The 17,966-nt window shown below is 75.0% G+C and carries 14 protein-coding genes; 7 read left to right on the top strand and 7 right to left on the bottom strand.

Annotated elements, in window-relative coordinates; genetic code table 11:
* Positions 1-125 precede the first annotated feature (125 nt).
* From O2W15_RS11395 to O2W15_RS11405, 3 genes are all read right to left on the bottom strand, one after another.
* Positions 126-521 carry a nitroreductase/quinone reductase family protein gene (locus tag O2W15_RS11395; RefSeq protein ID WP_269179510.1) on the bottom strand — a complete coding sequence of 132 codons (396 nt, stop codon included), beginning with the start codon at positions 519-521 and terminating at the stop codon, positions 126-128.
* An 80-nt stretch (positions 522-601) separates the two neighbouring features.
* Entirely contained in the window at positions 602-1,501 is a 900-nt protein-coding gene (locus O2W15_RS11400) for an alpha/beta fold hydrolase (protein ID WP_269179511.1), read from the bottom strand.
* Positions 1,501-3,963, bottom strand: a complete 2,463-nt coding sequence (locus O2W15_RS11405; protein ID WP_269179512.1) for an HAD-IC family P-type ATPase — start codon at positions 3,961-3,963, stop codon at positions 1,501-1,503. The genes O2W15_RS11400 and O2W15_RS11405 overlap by 1 nt, the downstream gene beginning before the upstream one ends.
* Before the next feature lie 126 nt (positions 3,964-4,089).
* Here O2W15_RS11405 and O2W15_RS11410 point away from each other — a divergent pair, with 126 nt between their 5' ends.
* The 3 genes from O2W15_RS11410 to O2W15_RS11420 all read left to right on the top strand — a co-directional run bounded on the left by O2W15_RS11410 (position 4,090) and on the right by O2W15_RS11420 (position 6,845).
* Positions 4,090-4,356, top strand: a complete 267-nt coding sequence (locus tag O2W15_RS11410; protein WP_269164342.1) for a metal-sensitive transcriptional regulator — start codon at positions 4,090-4,092, stop codon at positions 4,354-4,356.
* A gap of 70 nt (positions 4,357-4,426) precedes the next feature.
* A complete protein-coding gene (locus O2W15_RS11415; protein WP_269164341.1) occupies positions 4,427-5,800 on the top strand; it encodes an MBL fold metallo-hydrolase in 1,374 nt (457 codons plus the stop codon).
* Between the two features lie 268 nt (positions 5,801-6,068).
* Positions 6,069-6,845, top strand: coding sequence for a sulfite exporter TauE/SafE family protein (locus tag O2W15_RS11420; RefSeq protein WP_269164340.1), 777 nt, complete (start codon positions 6,069-6,071; stop codon positions 6,843-6,845).
* 9 nt (positions 6,846-6,854) lie between these two features.
* Here the strand turns inward: O2W15_RS11420 and O2W15_RS11425 are convergent, their stop codons facing one another.
* Positions 6,855-7,289 (bottom strand): hypothetical protein, encoded by a 435-nt coding sequence (locus tag O2W15_RS11425; RefSeq protein ID WP_269179513.1) that lies wholly within the window; start codon positions 7,287-7,289, stop codon positions 6,855-6,857.
* Between the two features lie 292 nt (positions 7,290-7,581).
* Between O2W15_RS11425 and O2W15_RS11430 the strand changes: the two genes are divergently transcribed.
* Positions 7,582-8,022: a DUF4383 domain-containing protein gene (locus O2W15_RS11430; RefSeq protein WP_269179514.1), complete on the top strand. Its 441-nt coding sequence runs from the start codon at positions 7,582-7,584 to the stop codon at positions 8,020-8,022.
* 164 nt (positions 8,023-8,186) lie between these two features.
* On the opposite strand, the gene O2W15_RS11435 is transcribed toward O2W15_RS11430, so the two are convergent.
* The 3 genes from O2W15_RS11435 to O2W15_RS11445 all read right to left on the bottom strand — a co-directional run bounded on the left by O2W15_RS11435 (position 8,187) and on the right by O2W15_RS11445 (position 12,091).
* Positions 8,187-9,725, bottom strand: coding sequence for an FAD-dependent monooxygenase (locus O2W15_RS11435; RefSeq protein ID WP_269179515.1), 1,539 nt, complete (start codon positions 9,723-9,725; stop codon positions 8,187-8,189).
* The gene (locus tag O2W15_RS11440; protein ID WP_269179516.1) at positions 9,722-10,291 is read right to left on the bottom strand and encodes a hypothetical protein; all 570 of its coding nucleotides are present in this window, start codon (positions 10,289-10,291) and stop codon (positions 9,722-9,724) included. Before O2W15_RS11440 ends, O2W15_RS11435 begins: the two co-directional genes overlap by 4 nt.
* Before the next feature lie 111 nt (positions 10,292-10,402).
* Positions 10,403-12,091, bottom strand: coding sequence for a hypothetical protein (locus tag O2W15_RS11445; protein ID WP_269179517.1), 1,689 nt, complete (start codon positions 12,089-12,091; stop codon positions 10,403-10,405).
* A gap of 339 nt (positions 12,092-12,430) precedes the next feature.
* On the opposite strand from O2W15_RS11445, the gene O2W15_RS11450 reads away from it, so the two are divergent.
* The 3 genes from O2W15_RS11450 to O2W15_RS11460 are packed head-to-tail and all read left to right on the top strand — an operon-like array spanning position 12,431 to position 17,945.
* Positions 12,431-12,739 (top strand): hypothetical protein, encoded by a 309-nt coding sequence (locus tag O2W15_RS11450; RefSeq protein WP_269179518.1) that lies wholly within the window; start codon positions 12,431-12,433, stop codon positions 12,737-12,739.
* Positions 12,736-15,102, top strand: coding sequence for a PEP/pyruvate-binding domain-containing protein (locus O2W15_RS11455; protein ID WP_269179519.1), 2,367 nt, complete (start codon positions 12,736-12,738; stop codon positions 15,100-15,102). The genes O2W15_RS11450 and O2W15_RS11455 overlap by 4 nt, the downstream gene beginning before the upstream one ends.
* Positions 15,099-17,945 carry an alkaline phosphatase D family protein gene (locus O2W15_RS11460; protein ID WP_269179520.1) on the top strand — a complete coding sequence of 949 codons (2,847 nt, stop codon included), beginning with the start codon at positions 15,099-15,101 and terminating at the stop codon, positions 17,943-17,945. The genes O2W15_RS11455 and O2W15_RS11460 overlap by 4 nt, the downstream gene beginning before the upstream one ends.
* The last annotated feature ends 21 nt before the right edge of the window (positions 17,946-17,966 follow it).

The raw sequence follows: 17,966 nt of genomic DNA on the forward strand, positions 1-17,966 counted from the left end.
AACGTCGGGAGGACCTACTCGCCTGCCTGTACGGCCTGCACGCCCTGCTGCAGCTCCACTACCTGCAGGAGGAGGAGAGCTACTTCGTCCTCGCCGGCGAGTAGCCACCCAGCCCGGCACGCCGCTCAGTGGGCGCGCGGAGCCAGGACGACGACCGGCTCCCCGCTCGTTGCCGGGACCCGCGGGAAGGTTCGTCGGTAGGCCGTGAGCGCCTCGCTGTACCCGGGCTCTCCCGGCGCGAACCGGCGGGCGGTCCGCGGCTCGTCCCGACCGTTGACGCAGATCAGCACGTCTGTCGGCTCCACCCCGAAGTTGCGCCACCACGTCTTTGCCTCGGGGTCGGCGGCCACCACGACCAGGTCCTCCCCCGCGGCCGCCGTCATGACCGGGATCTCGTGCCGGCGCCCGGTGCGGCGCCCGCAGTAGGACAGGAGGACCAGGTGCCGGCCGAGGAGCTGGTGCGCACGGCTGTGTCCCAGCGCCCGGACGACCGGGTTCGCCAGATGGTTCCTGACCCACATGGTGCGTACTCCTCTGCTCGACGTGCTGCCGTTCCTGCCGCGACAGGCCCACCCCGCCGTCGGCTCACCCGTCGACCGGCCTACCGGCCCGCGAGGTCGAGGAGGTCGTCGATGACCCGGTCCATCTGCACGACCAAGGACACGTGACCTTCGCCCTCCAGCAGGTGAGCACGGGCCCCGGCCACGTGCTCGGCGAGCCAGACGGCGTGCGCGAAGGGCACCATGCGGTCCTCCGTGCCCTGCCAGACGGACACCGGCACGGTGATCCGGCCGAGGTCGAAGCCCCACGGCCGGCTGTGGGTGAGGTCGTCGTCGCGCCAGCCGACGATGCCCTGGAGCCCGGCGCGCCGCGCCGAGGCGGCGAGGTACTCGGCGAGCTCTCCGGTCAGCGCCGCCTTGTCCACCTCCGGCAGCAGGTCGCCAAGGCCCAGGACGATCAGGTCGGCGGTCACCGAGAACACCGGTGTGCCGTGCTCCTCCAGGAAGGCCGTGAGGGCCGCACTGCCCTGACGGACGGCGGTGTACTCGGCGACGTTCTCCGGGGCCATCCCCGCGAGCAGGTCGAGCCCCGCGGCGTCCGGAGGTGCGATGCCCACCCCGCAGGTCGCCGCTCGACACCGGTCGGGGAGCACCGCTGCGCACGCCAGTGCCCGCGGTCCCCCGCCGGACCAGCCCAGCGTGACGAACTCGTCGTAGCCGAAGTGGTCCAGGACCGCTGCTGTGTCCAGGGCGTCGTCGGCGACGGTCGCGGTGGTCCCCGCGTCGCCCCGAGGTGTCGAGCGTCCGTAGCCCGGACGGGAACAGGCGATGGTCCGGAGCCCGCGTGCGGCTGCCGGTCGCTCCAGGATCCCGTACGGGACGGCCGCCTGCGGCGTCCCGTGGTGGAACACCAGGGGGAACCCGTCGTCCGGCCCGGCGGTCAGGACCTCGAGCACCCGGCCGTCGGCCGTGGCCACCTGGTGGTTCTCGGAGCTGCTCATCAGTGCGGTCCTCTCTCGGATGCGGTGTGGCGAGGTGCGGGTCCCGACCGCCAGGTCACGGTGGACGCAGGCAGGAGGCGGTGGACGACCTCGACCAGCAGCGCACCACTCGCCCCGATCCCCAGGCCGACGCCCACCGACGGCACCGTCACCTCCAGCAGGACGATCGACTGCGCGATCACCGGGACGGCGATGCACAGGAACGCGAGGCCGGTCATCGTGAGGAGCAGGCCGGCCTTCACGGTGGTGAGTGGGCGCGCCAGGATGCCCAGCGTCCACAGCGCCATCAGCAGGACCACGATCGTCGCCGTCGTCCGTGCGGCGGCCGTGTCGGCGTCAGGCTGCAGCCAGCGGGTGACCGCGTGGCCCGCGTAGGCAGCACACCCGATGAGGGCACCGGTGGGCAGGGAGAAGGTCAGCACCCGGCGAAGGAACCCGGGCAGGTAGCGCCGCCGGTTCGGGGCCAGCGCCAGGAAGAAGCCGGGTACCCCGATGGTGAGGGTCGAGATCAGGGTCAGCTGGATCGGGGCGAGCGGGTAGGCGCCCAGGGTCACGACGGTGATCAGCGCCAGCACCAGCGAGTACACGTTCTTGACCAGGAACAGGTTCGCGGCCCGCTCGATGTTGGCGATCACCCGCCGTCCCTCGGCCACCGCCTCCGGCAGGTGCGCGAACCGGCCGTCCAGGAGCACCAACTGCGCCACGGCCCGGGTGGCCGGCGATCCGTTGCCCATCGCCACGCCGATGTCGGCGTCCTTGAGGGCCAGCGCGTCGTTGACGCCGTCCCCGGTCATCGCGACGACGTGCCCGCGCCGCTGCAGAGCCGCCACCATCGCCCGCTTCTGGTGCGGGGTCACCCGACCGAAGACGCTGCAGTCCTCCACCACCTGGGCCAGCGCGTCGGCGTCCTCGGGGAGGGTGCGGGCGTCGACGGCATCGGTCGCGCCGGTCACACCGGGGACACCGACCGCGGCCGCCACGGCCCCCACGGTCCGTGGGTTGTCCCCGGAGATGACCTTGAGCGCCACGCCCTGGTCGGTGAAGTACCTGAGGACCTCGGCGGCGTCCTCCCGCAGGTGCTCGGCCAGCACCACCAGCGCAACCGGCACCAGGTCCGCCGGCAGCCGGACGTCATCGGCTCCTCCCGTCCAGGGCGCGGTCGACCGGGCGAGCAGCAGCACCCGGCGCCCCAGGGCCGCCAGGTCGTCGGCCCGGGTCCTCGCCACTGACTGGGCGACCGAGGCCGGGGTGGGCAGCACCATCTCCGGCGCCCCCAGCGCCCATGTCACCGCGTCCTCGGTTCGCACGGCGGACCACTTCCGCGCCGAGGAGAACGGCACGACGTCCAGCGGTCCGGGCCCCGACGACGGAAAGGCGGCCGCGAGTGCAGCGGCAGTCGCGTTGGCCGGGTCCGCGGCGGCCAGCATCGCCACCGCCGCAGGTGCCGCATCGGCAGCCGGGGTCAGCAGGACCAGCTCGTCGAAACGCACGTCGCCGTGGGTGAGCGTGCCGGTCTTGTCCAGGCAGACGACGTCCACGCGGGCCAGCCCCTCGACGGCGGGCAGCTCCTGCACCAGGGTCGAGCGGCGGGCCAGGGACACGGTGGCGACCATGAAGGCCAGCGTGGTGAGCAGCACCAGGCCCTCGGGGATCATCCCGACCAGCGCGGCGACCGTGCCGGTGACGGCGTCCTGCCAGCTCTCGTTGTCCGGCGTGCGGAACTGACTCCACAGCACGGCCGGCCCGATCACGAGCAGCATGAGCGAGATCCAGCGAAGCAGCCGGTTGGTCGCGGAGATGAGCTCCGAGTGCGTGGTGGTGAAGCGGCGCGCCTCGGTCGCGAGCCGAGCGGCGTAGGAGTCGTCCCCCACCGCTGTGGTCTGCACGAGTCCGCGTCCGGCGACGACGATCGACCCGGACAACACCGGGTCACCGGTCCCCTTGACCACCGGCTCGGACTCTCCGGTGAGCAGCGACTCGTCGACGGTCAGCCCCGTGCAGTCGCGCACGACGCCGTCGGCCGGCACCTGGTCACCGGCGACCAGGCAGAGCAGGTCGTCGAGCACCACCTCGGCCACCGCGAGGTCGCGCTCGGTGGACTCGCGCACCACCCGCGCCCGCGGGGCGTTGAGCACGGCCAGCCGGTCCAGCGTCCGCTTCGCCCGCAGCTCCTGGACGATGCCGATCGCCGAGTTGGCGATCACGACCCCGCCGAACAGCGCGTTCTGCCAGCGCCCGGTCAGGGCGACGAGCACGAACAACGCGACGAGCAGACCGTTGAAGAACGTGAACACGTTCGCCCGGACGATCTCGCCGATCGTGCGGCTCGTCCGCACGGTCGTGGCGTTCGTCTGCCCGGCCGCCACCCGAGCTACGACGTCCGCGGCGCAGAGGCCGGTCCGCGGCGTCAGCGGTCGTCCAGCCGGCTCGTTCGGCCCGCTGCGCTCCGAGGTGGCGATCACGCCCCCGCTCGTCGACCGCACCACCTTCACGTGCCTCAAGCTCCCAGCGGCCTGCCGGCGCAACCAGGGTCGGACGTCCCGCGGAATCGTGTTGCGCATACCCCCCGGGGTATCTACCATCGACTCGTGGACATCCCCCAGGGCGAGCTCACGGACGTGGTCAAGCGCTTGCGGCGCATCGAGGGGCAGATCGGCGGCATCGTCCGGATGATCGAGGACGGGCGGGACTGCTCGGCGGTGGTCACCCAGCTGGCCGCGGCGTCGAAGGCCTTGAACAAGGCCGGGTTCGCCGTCGTCTCCACCGGGATGCGGCACTGCTCCACGACCGAGGACGGAGAGAGGCGCGAGCTCGACCTCCGCGAGCTCGAGCGCCTCTTCCTGTCACTGGCCTGACGTCGGCCAACCCCAGAGCCACCGTCGCTGACCCATCAATACCCCTACCCCGTACCGTAGGAGGACCACAGTGCAGATCGACGTGATCGAGACCTCGAGCCTCGGTGACCGCAGCTACCTGGTCACCGCTGGTGGCACCGCGGTGGTCATCGACCCGCAGCGCGACATCGACCGGGTCGAACGACTCGCCGCCGACCGGGGTGCACAGATCGCCCTGGTGCTGGAGACCCACCTGCACAACGACTACGTCACCGGGGGCCTGGAGCTGGCACGCAGCACGGGCGCGGGATACGTCGTCCCGGCCGGGGACACCGTCTCCTACGAGCGGGTCCCGGCTGCCGACGGCGACGTGCTGACCGCCGGGCCCCTCCGCCTGCGGGTCCTGCACACCCCGGGCCACACCCACCACCACGTGAGCTACGTGCTGACCGACGCTGGAGGGGCCGTCCAGGCGGTTTTCACCGGCGGCTCGCTGCTCTACGGTGCGACCGGCCGCACCGACCTGCTCGGGGACGCACACACTGATGCGCTGACCCACGCCCAGTACCACTCGGTCCGCCGGCTGGCCGCCGAGCTCCCGGCCGGCACCCCGGTGTTCCCGACCCACGGCTTCGGCAGCTTCTGCTCCGCCACCCCGACCAGCGGGACCTCCTCCACCATCGGCGAGCAGGCCCGGGTGAACCCCGCGCTGACCCAGGACGAGCAGACCTTCGTCGACGAGCTCATCGCCGGCCTCGGCGCGTACCCGGCCTACTACGCGCACATGGGACCGACGAACGCCGCGGGCCCCGCGCCGGTGGACCTCTCCGCACCTCGCGCCGTCGAGCCGGCCGAGCTGGCCCGGCGGCTCGCTGCCGGGGAGTGGGTGATCGACCTGCGGAACCGCACGGCGTTCGCGGCCGGTCACCTGCCCGGTGCGTTGTCCTTCGAGCTGTCCACCAACTTCCTCACGTACCTCGGCTGGCTCTACGACTGGGGGGCACCGCTGACCCTGCTCGGCGAGTCGGTCGAGCAGATCACGGAAGCCCGCCGGGAACTGGTGCGGATCGGCATCGACCGCCTCGCCGGCGCCGCCACCGGCACCCCGGAGGAGCTGTCCGCAGGAGGTGCGCTCGAGTCCTACCCGGTCAGTGACTTCCCGGGACTGGCCGCGGCCGTGGCCGCCGGACCGGTCACCGTGCTGGACGCACGCCGAGACGACGAGCGGGCGCGCGGCGGGGTGCGCGGCTCGCTGCACGTGCCGGTCCACGAGCTGCGGAGCCGGCTCGCCGAGGTGCCGGACGGCGAGGTGTGGGTCTACTGCGGGTCCGGCTACCGGGCGTCCATCGCCGCCTCCCTGCTGGCCCGCGCGGGTCGCCGCCCGGTGCTGGTCGACGGCGGCTACGCCGACCCCGAGACCGGGGCGGCCGCCGTCGGCCTGCACGCCGAGCCGGTCTCGGCCTGAGCCCGGCTGCCACCGGTGAGGACCCCCTGCCTCCCGGTGGCAGCCGGCCCGACCACCCACACCCCGACGGAGGAGGACTCCATGTGTCGAGCGACCACGTGCAGCACCTGTGGCAAGACCACCTGGGCCGGCTGCGGCCAGCACGTCGACCTGGTCATGGCCGGCGTGCCATCGGCCCAGCGGTGCCAGGGGCACCCACGGCCCGAACGGCCCGCCGGACGGCTCAGCCGGATCCTCGGCCGCCGGTGACCTGTCGGCCGGCGGACCGATGATCGCGGCCATCGGCCTGGGCCTGGTCATCGGGGCCCTCATCGGTCTGCTCGGCGGTGGCGGCTCGGTGCTGGCCGTCCCCGGCCTCGTCTACGCCGTCGGGCAACCGCTGCAGCAGGCGGTGGCCACCTCTCTGCTGGTCGTGGGCGTGACCGCGCTGGTGGCCCTGGCACCCCGGCTGCGGGCCGGGCAGATCGCCTGGCGGATCGGGGCCCTGTTCGGTGCAGCGGGAGCGGCGACCGCCTTCGCCGGGGCGGCGGTGAACCGGCTGCTCCCCGACGACGTCGTCCTGGCCCTGTTCGCGGCACTGATGGCGGCCGCCGGCGTGCGCATGCTGCAGGACCGGCCGGACACCGGGGCGGCCTGCTCCACCGTCGGCGGCACGGTGAACTGGCGGCGGTGCCTGCCCCGGACGCTGGCCGGGGGCCTGGCCGTCGGCTTCCTCACCGGCCTGCTCGGGGTGGGCGGCGGCTTCCTGGTCATCCCGGTGCTCGTGGTCGCCCTGGGGCTCCCGATGACCACGGCCATCGGTACGTCGCTGCTGATCGTGGCGGTCAACTCCGCTGCGGGTTTCGCCGCCCACGCCGGCGAGGTCGGCCTCGACCTGCCGGTCACCCTCACCTTCACCGCAGTGGCCGTCGCCGCCGCACTGCTGACCGCCCGGCTCGGCAGCCGGCTGGACACCGCGCGGCTCCGCCGCTGGTTCGCCGGGCTGGTCTTCCTGGTCGCCGGCGGGATCACCGTCCAGCTGGTCGTCGGGCTGTTGACCGGCTGAGCAGCCCGGTCAGAGCCCGGAGAGCTGCCGCATCCGCAGCAGGGAGACCACCAGCGCGAGGACGCCGAGGCAGGCCCCGACGAGGCCCACCACGAGCAGCACCCGCAGCACCGTCTCCCCGGTGTCCGAAACGTCGAAGGGGAAGACCTGCCAGATCCGCACCATTGCCGCCAGGCTGACCAGGGTGGTCACCAGCGACCCCGCCGCCGTCGGCCAGGCCGGACTGCGGAGCAGCAGGACGACGTTCACCACGATGCCCACGATGAGCGCTGCGTCCACGATGCCGAGCACCGACCGGGTGTCGCCAGTGAGGAAGGTGAACTCCTGCCAGCCCGGCCAGAGGTGCAGCACGACCAACCCCACCGCGTTGACCAGCACGGCGATGACGTAGCCGATCCGGTTGCTCCGCCCCTGCGCCAGCTGCGCCTGTCCCACCTGCGTCACGGTGCCCTCCGAGGTCGGCTCGTCCTGGTCGTCGTCCGCCGCTGACGCTAGGTGCGGCGCGGGCCGCCCACCCGGGCCGGAAGTCGGGTGTGCACGAGGCCGGAGTGCCCGAGCTGCTGGTCGTGGGCCCGCTGTCGGCCGGGAGGCCGCCCGTCGCTCCCCCGGGCCGCGGACGGGCAGTCCGGCTCCCAGCGCGCCCAAGGTCTCTGTGGTCGGGGACCTCGGCCTCTGCAACGGGGGCGGCACCCGACGGTGAGGTCGTCCACACCCCTACGTCGCGGAGGACGACATGATGACCACTCGTGAGGAACCGCGTGACGGCAGCACGATGGGCTGGCTCCAGGTGACCGCTCTCGTAGTGGGAGTGGTCCTGGCTCTCACCGGGGCCGCCGGCTTGGTCGTCAACGCCTTCGACGAGGTACCGGGCATGTCAGGGACGACGGTCAGAGGCCTCACTGGCAACCCGTTGCTCGACCTGGCTAATCTGGCGATCGGCGTCCTCGGGTTGGCGTTGTCCAGCACCCTCTACGGTGCCCGCTGCTACGGCTGGACGCTGGCGATCGGCTACGGCACTGCGTTCGTCTACGGGCTCTTCGCGGTCGGCGAGTCCTGGGACCTCCTCGCGCTCGACCGAGCGGACAACGCCCTGCACCTGCTCGCCGCGCTGGTCGGCCTCGTCATCGCGCGCGGGCCGGTGCGGTCCACGGCTCGCCGGCACGTCGCACATGGCTGACCGCTCGCACCGCCGGTGGCTCATCCGCCCCGTCCGAGGGGGTCCCGCGGTCAGCATTGCGAAAGGACTGCCACCGATCCAGGCCGCCGGCGACCCCCAGCAGGGTGAGCGAGGCGAGCAGCCGGATCCGGTGGCCCAGCCCCGCAGGTGTGCGCGGCCGGTTGTCAGGCACCGGATGCGCCGACCGAACTCAGCCACCAGCACAACTCGGGGTCGACGGCGCCGCTGATGAAGCCCGCGTGGCCGTCGGGGCGGACGGCGACGACCCCTCGGCCGGGACTGCTGGCCAGCCGGTGCACATGCACCAGTGGACCGGCCACCGACGGGTCGAGGTCGGGGGCATCGCGGTCGAGGAGCACGTGCACCCCGGGCCTGGCGATCAGCTCGTGCAGGCGCAGGTCCCGCCCCTGGCAGCTCACCGACGCATCGGGCACCCGGTCTCCCGGACGCAGCCGGCCGCGCCGCGGGATACTCCCCGTCCGGCCCAGCGGTCCACCGCGGTAGCCGGTGTCCAGCTGGGCCAGCACCCGGAAGCCCCGCGCCACGAGCCGGCGCCGGGAGAGCACCCAGGGCACCAGCGGCGCGGCCAGCGGCGCCAGGTGCCCGCGCAGGGTCGCGGCCACCGGGTCGGTCGCCGACTCGCCCCAGAAGAGCAGCCGGGTGAGCGCCAGCATCGCAGCGGCGACCGGACGGCGTTCGGCCTCGTAGGAGTCCAGCAGGTCCTCTGGGGCGCTGCTCGCAGCCGCCGTCGCGAGCCGCCAGCCCAACGCGGTGGCGTCCTGGATGCCGGTGTTCATCCCCTGCCCACCGGCTGGTGACCAGGCATGCGCGGCGTCACCAGCGAGGAACAGCCGGCCGACGCGGTACGCCGTGGCGAGCCGGTGCTGCAGGGCGATGCGGCTGGACCAGGCCACGTCGGTGACCCGGGCCGGCAGGCCGGCGGCGTCGAGCAGCTCCTGCAGCTCGCCGGCGGGCACTGACGGTCCGCTGGCCCCCGGCCGGAGCCGGTCCGGCGCCGTCCGGGTGGCGACCAGTCGCCACGGTGCCCCCTCCCCCAGCGCGAACGCGATCAGCAGGCCACCCCGGCCGGCAGCGACGTGCGCGGTGCCCGCCGCGAGGTCCCCCGCCAGGTCCACGTCCGCCAGCACGACCTCGGGGCGGGAGCGGGCACCGGGCCAGCCGATGCCGGCGCTCGACCGCACCGTGCTGTCGACCCCGTCGCACCCGGCGAGGGCGGCGCAGTGCACGACCTCGGTCCCGCCGTCTCGGCTCAGCACCGCGGCGACGCCCTCAGGTCCCTCCTCAGGGGCCATGAGCAGCGTCGCCCACTCCACCCGGACACCGCAGTCGGTCAGCGCCGCGGTCAGCACCCGCTCCAGGTGCTGCTGGCGCAGGAAGGTCAGGTGCGGGAACGCGGTGTCCGGGACGGCGAGGTCCCCCAGCCGGACCGGCACCGTCGACCGGCCCAGGTGCAGCTCCGCCGCCGGGCCGGTGTCGGCCCCGGCGAGCAGGTCGGCGACCACCCCCAGCGGCCGGAGCACCTCCAGCGTGCGGGCGTGGACGATCAGCGCCCGGGACGGCCGGCTCGCCGTGGTCCGGGCGTCCACCACCCGCACCCGGGCGCCGTGGGCGGCAGCCTGCAGCCCGAGGGCCAGGCCGGTCGGCCCGGCGCCGACGACCAGCACGTCCAGCGGCGTGCTCATCCCGCGTCGACCAGTCGCCACCAGTCCGCCGTGCCGCCCGGGGCACCGGCCGCCAGCACCGCGGGATCGGCCAGCACCTGGGCCCGGCGCAGCCCCGGGACGACGCGGTGGTGGATCGAGCCCGGCACGCTCACCAGCGCCAGCACCCGCCACAGCGCGCGGGCGTAGGCCTCGGCCCGGTCGTGCCCGTCCCACTCGTACACGCCCCGGTAGACGTCGTGCTCGTCGGCGGCGACCCAGAGCTTGGACACCAGGCCGGGGAACCCGGCGAACAACGGGGTGTTCAGCAGGCTCTCGGCGCGGAAGAGGGCGTGCGCCCGCGGCCCGTGGACGCCGCGCAGCCGGAACTCCACGACCAGCAGGCACGGGTCGACCGGGGCGAGCCGGTCGATGCGGGTCTCCCGGTAGACGGTGCCGGTCGTGCCGTCGGCGAACCGCAGGCGGAGACCCACGTGCCGGCGGGGCAACCGGAGCCGGCGCTGGGCCAGCAGGACCCCGGAACGCAGCACGCAGCGGGCGACCGCGCGCCAGGCCTCAGCGGGTGGCAACGGCGACTGTTCCTCCATGGCGTCCTCCTCCAGTGCGTGGCGCCTCTCCCCCACCGTGGCTGCGGGGCGCTCCCCGGACCGGTGCCGTGCGGCACCTGGGTCAGGGACCTCCGGCCCGGATGAGCCGGCTCACAGCAGGCCACCGGCCCGCAGGTTGGTCCCGATGAGCGCCGTCAGCACCACCAGCCCACCCACGGTCGCCAGGGCCAGTAACACGCGGCTCACGCTCCACCGCTGCACGCTGATCCGCGGCCGCTCCGGCAGCAGCCGCCGGTAGTCGGCGACCAGGTCCCGGCCGCTCTCCCGGATCAGGCGCTGCAGCTGGCGCGGCACGGTCACCGACCCGGTCACCGCGAACGCCTCGGCCAGCTCGTCGGGTGAGAACAGGGCAGCCGCCCGGTCCAGGACGCGACGTGGCCCGGCGACCAGCCCGAGCGTCAGCAGCATGTTGGCGAGGTCGACCGACTGCCGCCAGCGGGAGGGCCGCAGCTCCCCGAAGGAGACGTCGACCAGCACGACCCGGGTGCCCTGCACGAGCACGTTGGAGGGCTTGACGTCCCGGTGTGCCGCGCCGACCGCCCACATCCGCCGCACCTGGCGCAGCGCGTCGTCCACGACCGCGTCCGGGACCCCAGACTCCAGGACCTCGACGGCGTCCGGGACGAGCTCGGTGACCAGCAGGTACTCCTGCCCCGGCAGCACCTCGACGACGCCGACCGGCTCGGGCACCTGCACCCCGCCGTCCCGGAGCAAGCGACCCATGTAGTCCTCGTGCTCGACCAGCCGCCGCACCGAGGTGAACGGCGCCTCGTCCTCCAGCCGGCCGTAGAGCAGCACCCGGGCGAACTTGTACCAGCGGTCCGAACGCAGGTGGGTGGTCGAGTAGAGCTTGCCGAACAGGTACCGCGGCGGCCCGTGCACCAGCCGCAGGCGGCACGGGGTGGAGCCGGCCGACCCGTCCAGCCGGTAGGGGGTCAGCTCGTCGACGGCGAGACCCAGCTGGTCGCGGACCGCGCTGAGCACCCGGCCGGTGCGGGCGGCGTCCAGCGTGAGGTGTGCCTTCACCTGCCGCCGGTAGGTGACCGGGAAGGCGTGCTCGGGCGCCAGCACCCGGAAGGCGAGCCCGGCTGCGCTTCCGCCCACCACGGTGCTGAGGACCGCGGCGGTCGCGGTGTCCAGCCCCAGCGCCACCCGGCCGACCGCCAGCAGCACGACCAGTCCGGCGGCCCCGGCCCACGCCCAGCGCCGGACCCGGCCGGGCGGCGCCAGGGCGGCGACCGTGCCGACGGAGACGGCAGCCAGCACCAGTAGCGGCCAGGCCGGCAGCACCAGGTCCTGCATTGAGCCGGTGAGGCCGGCACGCACCGCTCTCACCCAGCGGGTGTCGTGGCCCGCCACGACGGCTATCGCCGAGACGACGCTGATCGTGCCGAGGTACACGAGGACGTGCCGCCACCGCTGGGCCCACACCAGCACCAGGACGGCGGGCACCCAGATCACCCGGGGCCCCGCGGCGAGGACGACCTGGTCCAACCACTGCCAGGGCTGGCCCGCTCGGCCGCCGCCAGCGATCAACAGGTCGCGGACCACCCGGTCGAACGACCGGACGGCCGGGAACCGGTCCGGCAGCGCCGTGAGCAGCCACAGCACCGCGACCGAGGCCACCAGCACCGCGCACCACGACCACACCGTCCGGGGCACGCGCACCCGGTCCTGCCGGTCCGCACCGGAGGGACGCCGCGCACCGGCACCGACGGGCCAGTCGGGACGTCGTGCGTCGGCCGGGTCGGCCAGGGACCGCCACTCCTCGGCCGCCACGCACCCTCCCTCCGCTGCGCCCCCACCGTCCGGCTGCGTCCCCGCAGGACACCCGGTCGCCATGGTGAGGTCACCGGCCCCGGGACGACGGTGTCCCGGGCCCCCCGACGCCGGGACCTTGGTCCTGTTCCGGGGCGGCCGCTGCGGGTCTCACCGGGCACGGCGCGGGACCGGACGCGCCCGTCGTGCTGCGCGGCCCCGTGTCCGCCGCAGGGCTCCACGGTCCCCGGCCAGCCGCGCCGAAGGTCCCGCCGCTCGGGGTCGAACGACCGGGGGGCCGCGACGCGCGGTCGTCCTAGCGTCGGCGGGGTCCGGTCCCGGACGACCGAGGAGGTCCGCATGACACGCACCGGGGTCCTGTTGCTGGTGGCACTGGTGGTCGCCGGGGTCGGCGTCGTCGACGCCGCCCGAGCCGCTGACACCGACTTGGTGGTGCTGCTGACCGCCGTGCTGGTGCTGATGGCCGCCGCACTGGGCACCGAGGCCCGGCACCGGTCGGCCGTGGTGCTGCGGCCCGACCTGGCGCAGTGGCTGCGCCTCCGCGCCGGGGCCACCGGCGAGACCGTCGACCGGCTCGCCGACCGGTGCGTGGCCGCCTGTCGTGCGGGCCTCGTCGACGACACCAGCCCTGCGGGGACCCGGCCGTGAACGTGGCGGTCGTCAGCGCCGACGTCCTGGGGTTGCGGCCGGGCACCCCGTGCCCGCGGGAGGAACTCGGCGGCAAGGCCGCCTCGCTAGACCGGCTGGTCCAGGCCGGTTTCCCGGTGCCCGACACCGCGGTCGTAACCGCGTCCGCCTACCGGTCCGTGGCTGCGCAGCCGGAGCTGGCCGGCCTGCTGGCCCGGTTGCAGGCCGGCGAGGTCGTCCCCGCTGACGAGGTGGACACGGAGTTCCAGCACGTCCCCGTGCCCGCGAGCCTGGCCGAGCGCCTGGTGGCGGCCGCCCGCGAGGTGGGTGGGGGCGGCCGGGTCGCCGTGCGCTCGTCGGCGACCGTGGAGGACATGGCCGACGCGTCGTTCGCCGGTCAGTACCACTCCAGCCTGGACGTCGAGCCGGACCGGGTGCTCGACGCGGTGCGCCGCACCTGGGCGTCGCTGTGGCACCCGGCCCCCTGCGCCTACCGACGGGCCTGGGGCATCAGCAGTGAGGACGTGGCGATGCCGGCGGTGCTGATGCGGATGGTGCCGGCCCGTTCGGCCGGGGTGGCGTTCACCGTCGACCCGGGCGGGTCCGTCGGGTCGGTCCGCGTGGAGGCGGTGCCCGAGCTGGGCGAGGCGCTCGTCTCCGGGGACCGCACCCCGGAGGTCTGGTTGCTGCCGCGTGCCGACGACGCACCGGCCGACGTGCCGCCGCAGGTCCTCGACGCGGCCGCGCTCGCGCTGCGGGTGGAGCGGGCGGTCGGTGGGGCACCGCAGGACGTCGAGTGGGCCTGGGACGGCACGAGGACCTGGCTGGTGCAGGCCCGGCCGATCACCACCGGGCCGGCCCGGACGGACGACGGCAGCGACACCCCCCTCGACGGCGCGGAGCTGACCACCGCCGGGATCGGCGAGACGCTTCCCGGGCTGCTGCCCCCACTGGTGTGGGACGTCGCGTCCTTCCTCGTCGAGGAAGCGCTGCGCAGCGTGCTCGGCAGGCTGTGGGAGCTGCCCGCCGACCGGTGCGGCCCGCACGAGTTCGTCCGGCGGGTGCAGGGCCGGGCGGCGCTGGATCTCGACCTGCTGAAGGCCGCCGCCCGGGCGGTCCCGGGTGGTTCGGAGGCGGAACTGGAACGGCAGTACTTCGGCTCGGCGCTGCCCGGCGCCGACGAGGGCGTGCGGGCGCGGTGGTGGCGCACCACACGGGTGCAGCTGCGGGCGGCCGCGGCCCGTCGCGCCGCCGCAGCGGAGGCCGCGGTCGTCGTCGCGGCCGTCGATGCAGCCCTCGCGGCACCGCCAGACCTGGATGCGCTGGACGCCGCGGCGGTGCTCGCCTACCGGCAACGGCTGCTGCACCTGGGGGCGCGGACCATGACCACTGAGTTCGCTGTCGCCTCGGCGGCCGTCGCTGCCTACCAGGAGCTCGAGCGCACCCTCGCCGGCCACCTCGGGGAGGAGCTGGCCGCCGGGGCGGCGCAGCGGGTGACGACCGGGGCGGGCCGGCCGCGCAGCCGGTCCGCCTCGGCCAGCGCCGCGGTGTTCGCGGGGCCCACGTGGGCCGAGCGCGGGGTGGCCGCCCTGCCCGCCCGGCAGGCCCGGCGGACGGAGCGTGACCAGGCCCGCCGCGACCTGGAGGAGGGGCTGCGCTCCCGGCCCGGCTGGCGGCGGGTGCGCATCCTGACCGGGCAGGTGGTGGACATCCGGATGCACGTGCTGCGCCGGCTGATCACCGATGCCACCGACGGTCTGGCGCGCCGGGAGCAGGTCAAGGCAGCGGTGCTCGCCCTGGGCGGGGAGGTCCGCCGGGTGCACCTGGAGCTGGGTCGCCGACTCGTCCTGGCCCGGGTGCTGGAGACCGAGTCCGACGTCGACCTGCTCGGCGCCGCCGAGCTGCCCGGCGCGCTGGCCGGCGACCCTCCCCCACCGGCGGTGCTCGCCCGCCGCCGGCGGTGGCTGCAGCAGCGGGCCGGCGATGCCCCCCTGCCGGTCCGTTTCACCGGCAGCCCCGCGGCCCGCCCGGCCGAGCCGCCCACCGGCGACACGCTGACCGGGTGGGCGGCCAGCCCCGGCCGGTACACCGGGCGGGCCCGCGTCGTCCGCGAGCCCCTGCCGGACCGGCTGGCCCCCGGTGAGGTGCTGGTGGCCGCCGCCACCGATGCGGGCTGGTCGCCGCTGTTCCTGCGGGCCGGTGCGATCGTCGTCGAGCGGGGCGGCCCGCTGTCGCACGCGGCCATCGTCGCCCGTGAGCTCGGGCTGCCGGGCGTGCTGAACCTGGCCGGTGCCACCGCCGTGCTCGACGGTCGCTGGGTCACCGTGGACGGGGACGCAGGAGTCGTCACGGTGCACGCCGAGGACCCCGGGGCCCGGTCGTGAACCGCCGTCGGGTGAAGGAGGACTGGTGGGCCGACGCCGACGTCGACCGGGCGCAGATCTTCGTGCCGGCGATCATGGGCGTGGGGGTGCTGGTCTCTGCGGTCACCCTGCTCCGGGACGCACTGCACGGCCGGCACCGGCGCGGCCGGGACCGCCGCACGACGCTGGAGGCACGCGCAGCGGCGCAGTTCACCGTGACCGGCGCCGACCCGGACCGGGCGCTGCTGGCCGGTCTGCGCCCCCGCGTGCACTACCTGCTGCTGGCGCTGACCACCGGCGGGCTGGCGGTCTACGGGGCGCGGGGCGCGACGAAGAACTACGCCCAGCCGGCGGGGCTGTTCGGCGGCGAGGTCGGCTGGCTGTACGCGGCGCTGCTGCTGGCCGCCGCCGCCATCGCCGCGGTCGCCGTGGCCTCGGCCGTGCTGGCCGTCACGTGGCCGGAACCGCCGCGTGTCCTCCGCCCGCTGCTGGCCCGCACCCCGCTCGGTCAGGTGCCTCAGCCGGCCGGTGGCGAGCGCCGGCGGCTGGCCGTGCTGCTGCTCGGCTGGGCCGCCGTGCTCACCGGCGCGGCAGCCGCACAGTTCGTGTTCACCACCGCCGGGGCACCGCAGCTCCTCGACGAGTTCGACGACGAGGTCACTGGCGCCAGCGGCACCGCACTCCGCTGGGAGCTGCTGGGCCAGGTCCCGGTGGCCGTCACGGTGACGGCTCTGCTGGCCCTGCTCGCCATGCGCTGCCCGCCGTTCGCGCTGGGCCAGCTGGCCGTGGTCCTGGGTTCCCTGGTGCTGACCACCTGGTTCACCGACGTCGTCGAGCGGGCCCACCCACCGGACGGACCGCTGGCCGGGCTCACCGACTCGCTGCCCAGTGGCCCGGTGCTGCAGGCGACCCTGATCGCCGGGTTCCTCCCGCTGGCGGTGTTCGTGCGCACCCGCCGGCGCCGGCGGGCGCTGGCCACGCTGGCCATCACCGGCACCGCCCTGCTCGTCGTCGCGGCCGGCACTGTGCGCGCCCGGGTCTCCTGGCCCTCCGACGTGGTCGCCGGGGCGCTGGTCGGGCTCGGGCTGGTGCTGGCCACCTGGTGGGCCCTGGAGCACCGCCGGCTGCACGAGCGCTGCGACGGGTGCCCATGGGCGCCGGCCCAGCGTGCCGACCGGCTCGGCCTGCTCCCGCTCGACCCGTCGCTGCTGGCCGGCATCCGCCGGGCCAGCCGGCTCGGCCTGGCCGCCGTGCTGGTCGTGCTCGCCGGGCTCGCGGCGGTGGAGGGGTTGCCGGTCAGCCCGGAAGGCGAGGCCATGGGGCCGACCACCTCCCGCACCGTGCAGCTGGCGCTGCTCGGGCTGGCCGCGGTCGCCTGGCTGGTGGCGCTGCGCTGGGAGGCGACCGGCGCGGCGCTGGTGGCGGTGACAGGTCTGGCGCTGGCCGTGTTCGCCGCCGTGGCGTACCAGCCGTGGGTCAGCGTGCTCATCGCCGGAGCGTTCCTCGCCCCCTCCGTCGGGCTCTGGCTGCACTGGCAGCACCGCCGAACGCTGCGCTCGGTCACGGTGCTCGCCGTCGTCACCGCCACCCTGCTGGCCGGCACCTACACCGCCGGGGCCGCCGTGCACGACCGGCTCTACGGACCGGCCGCCCCGCTGTCCGGTCAGGTGGCGCTGCCGGTGGACCGGGTGGAGTGGGTGTGGACCGGAGGCGTCACCGACCGGTCGGCCCGCGCCGTCGCCCAGGTCGGACCGGGCAGCGAGGTGCGGTGGCTGGTCACCGGCCCGGACGGTGCACAGCACCGGTCCCCCGCCGTGACGACGGCCGACGACGGGGTGGCCCGGCTGGCCGTCGACGGGCTCACGCCGGCCACCCGCTACCGGTTCGCGGTCGTGGTCGACGGCGTCGCCGACCGGGCGCGCGGCGTGGGCGGCTTCTCGACCGTGCCCGACGGCCCGGCGTCGTTCACGCTGGCGGTCGGTGGGTGCGCCCGCACCGGGTCGAGCGGCGCGGTGTTCGACGCGATCCGGGCCGCCGACCCGCTGCTCTACCTGCAGACCGGTGACCTGCACTACGGCAACGTCACCCGCACCGACGCCGGCGTCTTCGGCGACCGGTACGCCGACACCCTCAGCGCCCCCGCGCAGGCGGCGCTGTACCGGCAGGTGCCGGTCGCCTACGTCTGGGGTGACCACGACTACGCCGGCAACGACTCCGACTCCACCTCCCCGGTCCGGTCCACCGCGCGGGCCGCCTACCGCAGCCACGTGCCTTCCCACCCCCTGGCCGAGGGCCGCGGCGGGGCCATCTATCACGCCTTTGACGTGGGCCGGGTGCGCGTGCTGCTCACCGACACTCGCTCGGAACGGACTGAGGACTCCATGCTGGGCGCCCGGCAGCTGGCCTGGCTGCAGGACGAGCTGGTGCGTGCCTCCCGCGAGGCGGCGCTGGTGGTGTGGGTCAACCCCGACCCCTGGCTGGCGCCGGCCGAGCCGGGCCGCGACGACTGGGGCGGCTTCGCCGCCGAACGCCGGGAGATCGCCGACGTGATCGCCGCGCACGGCATCGAGGACCTGGTGATGGTCAGCGGTGACGCGCACATGGTCGCCGTCGACGACGGGACGAACACCGACTACAGCACCGGCGGCGGCGCCGGCTTCCCGCTGCTGCATGCCGCCGCACTGGACCGGCCGGGATCGGTCAAGGGCGGCCCGTACAGCGAGGGCGCCTTCCCCGGCGCCGGACAGTTCGGCACGGTCGACGTCGAGGACGACGGCGGTCCGACCATCGGGGTCGAGCTCACCGGGCGCACCTGGGACGGCGAGGTCCTCGTCTCCTGGTCGACGACCGTCGCCGTCGACTGACCAGGCGGGACCACCGTGCCC

The sequence above is a fragment of the Modestobacter sp. VKM Ac-2979 genome, assembly GCF_026967995.1.
In the GTDB taxonomy this organism is placed as follows: domain Bacteria; phylum Actinomycetota; class Actinomycetes; order Mycobacteriales; family Geodermatophilaceae; genus Modestobacter.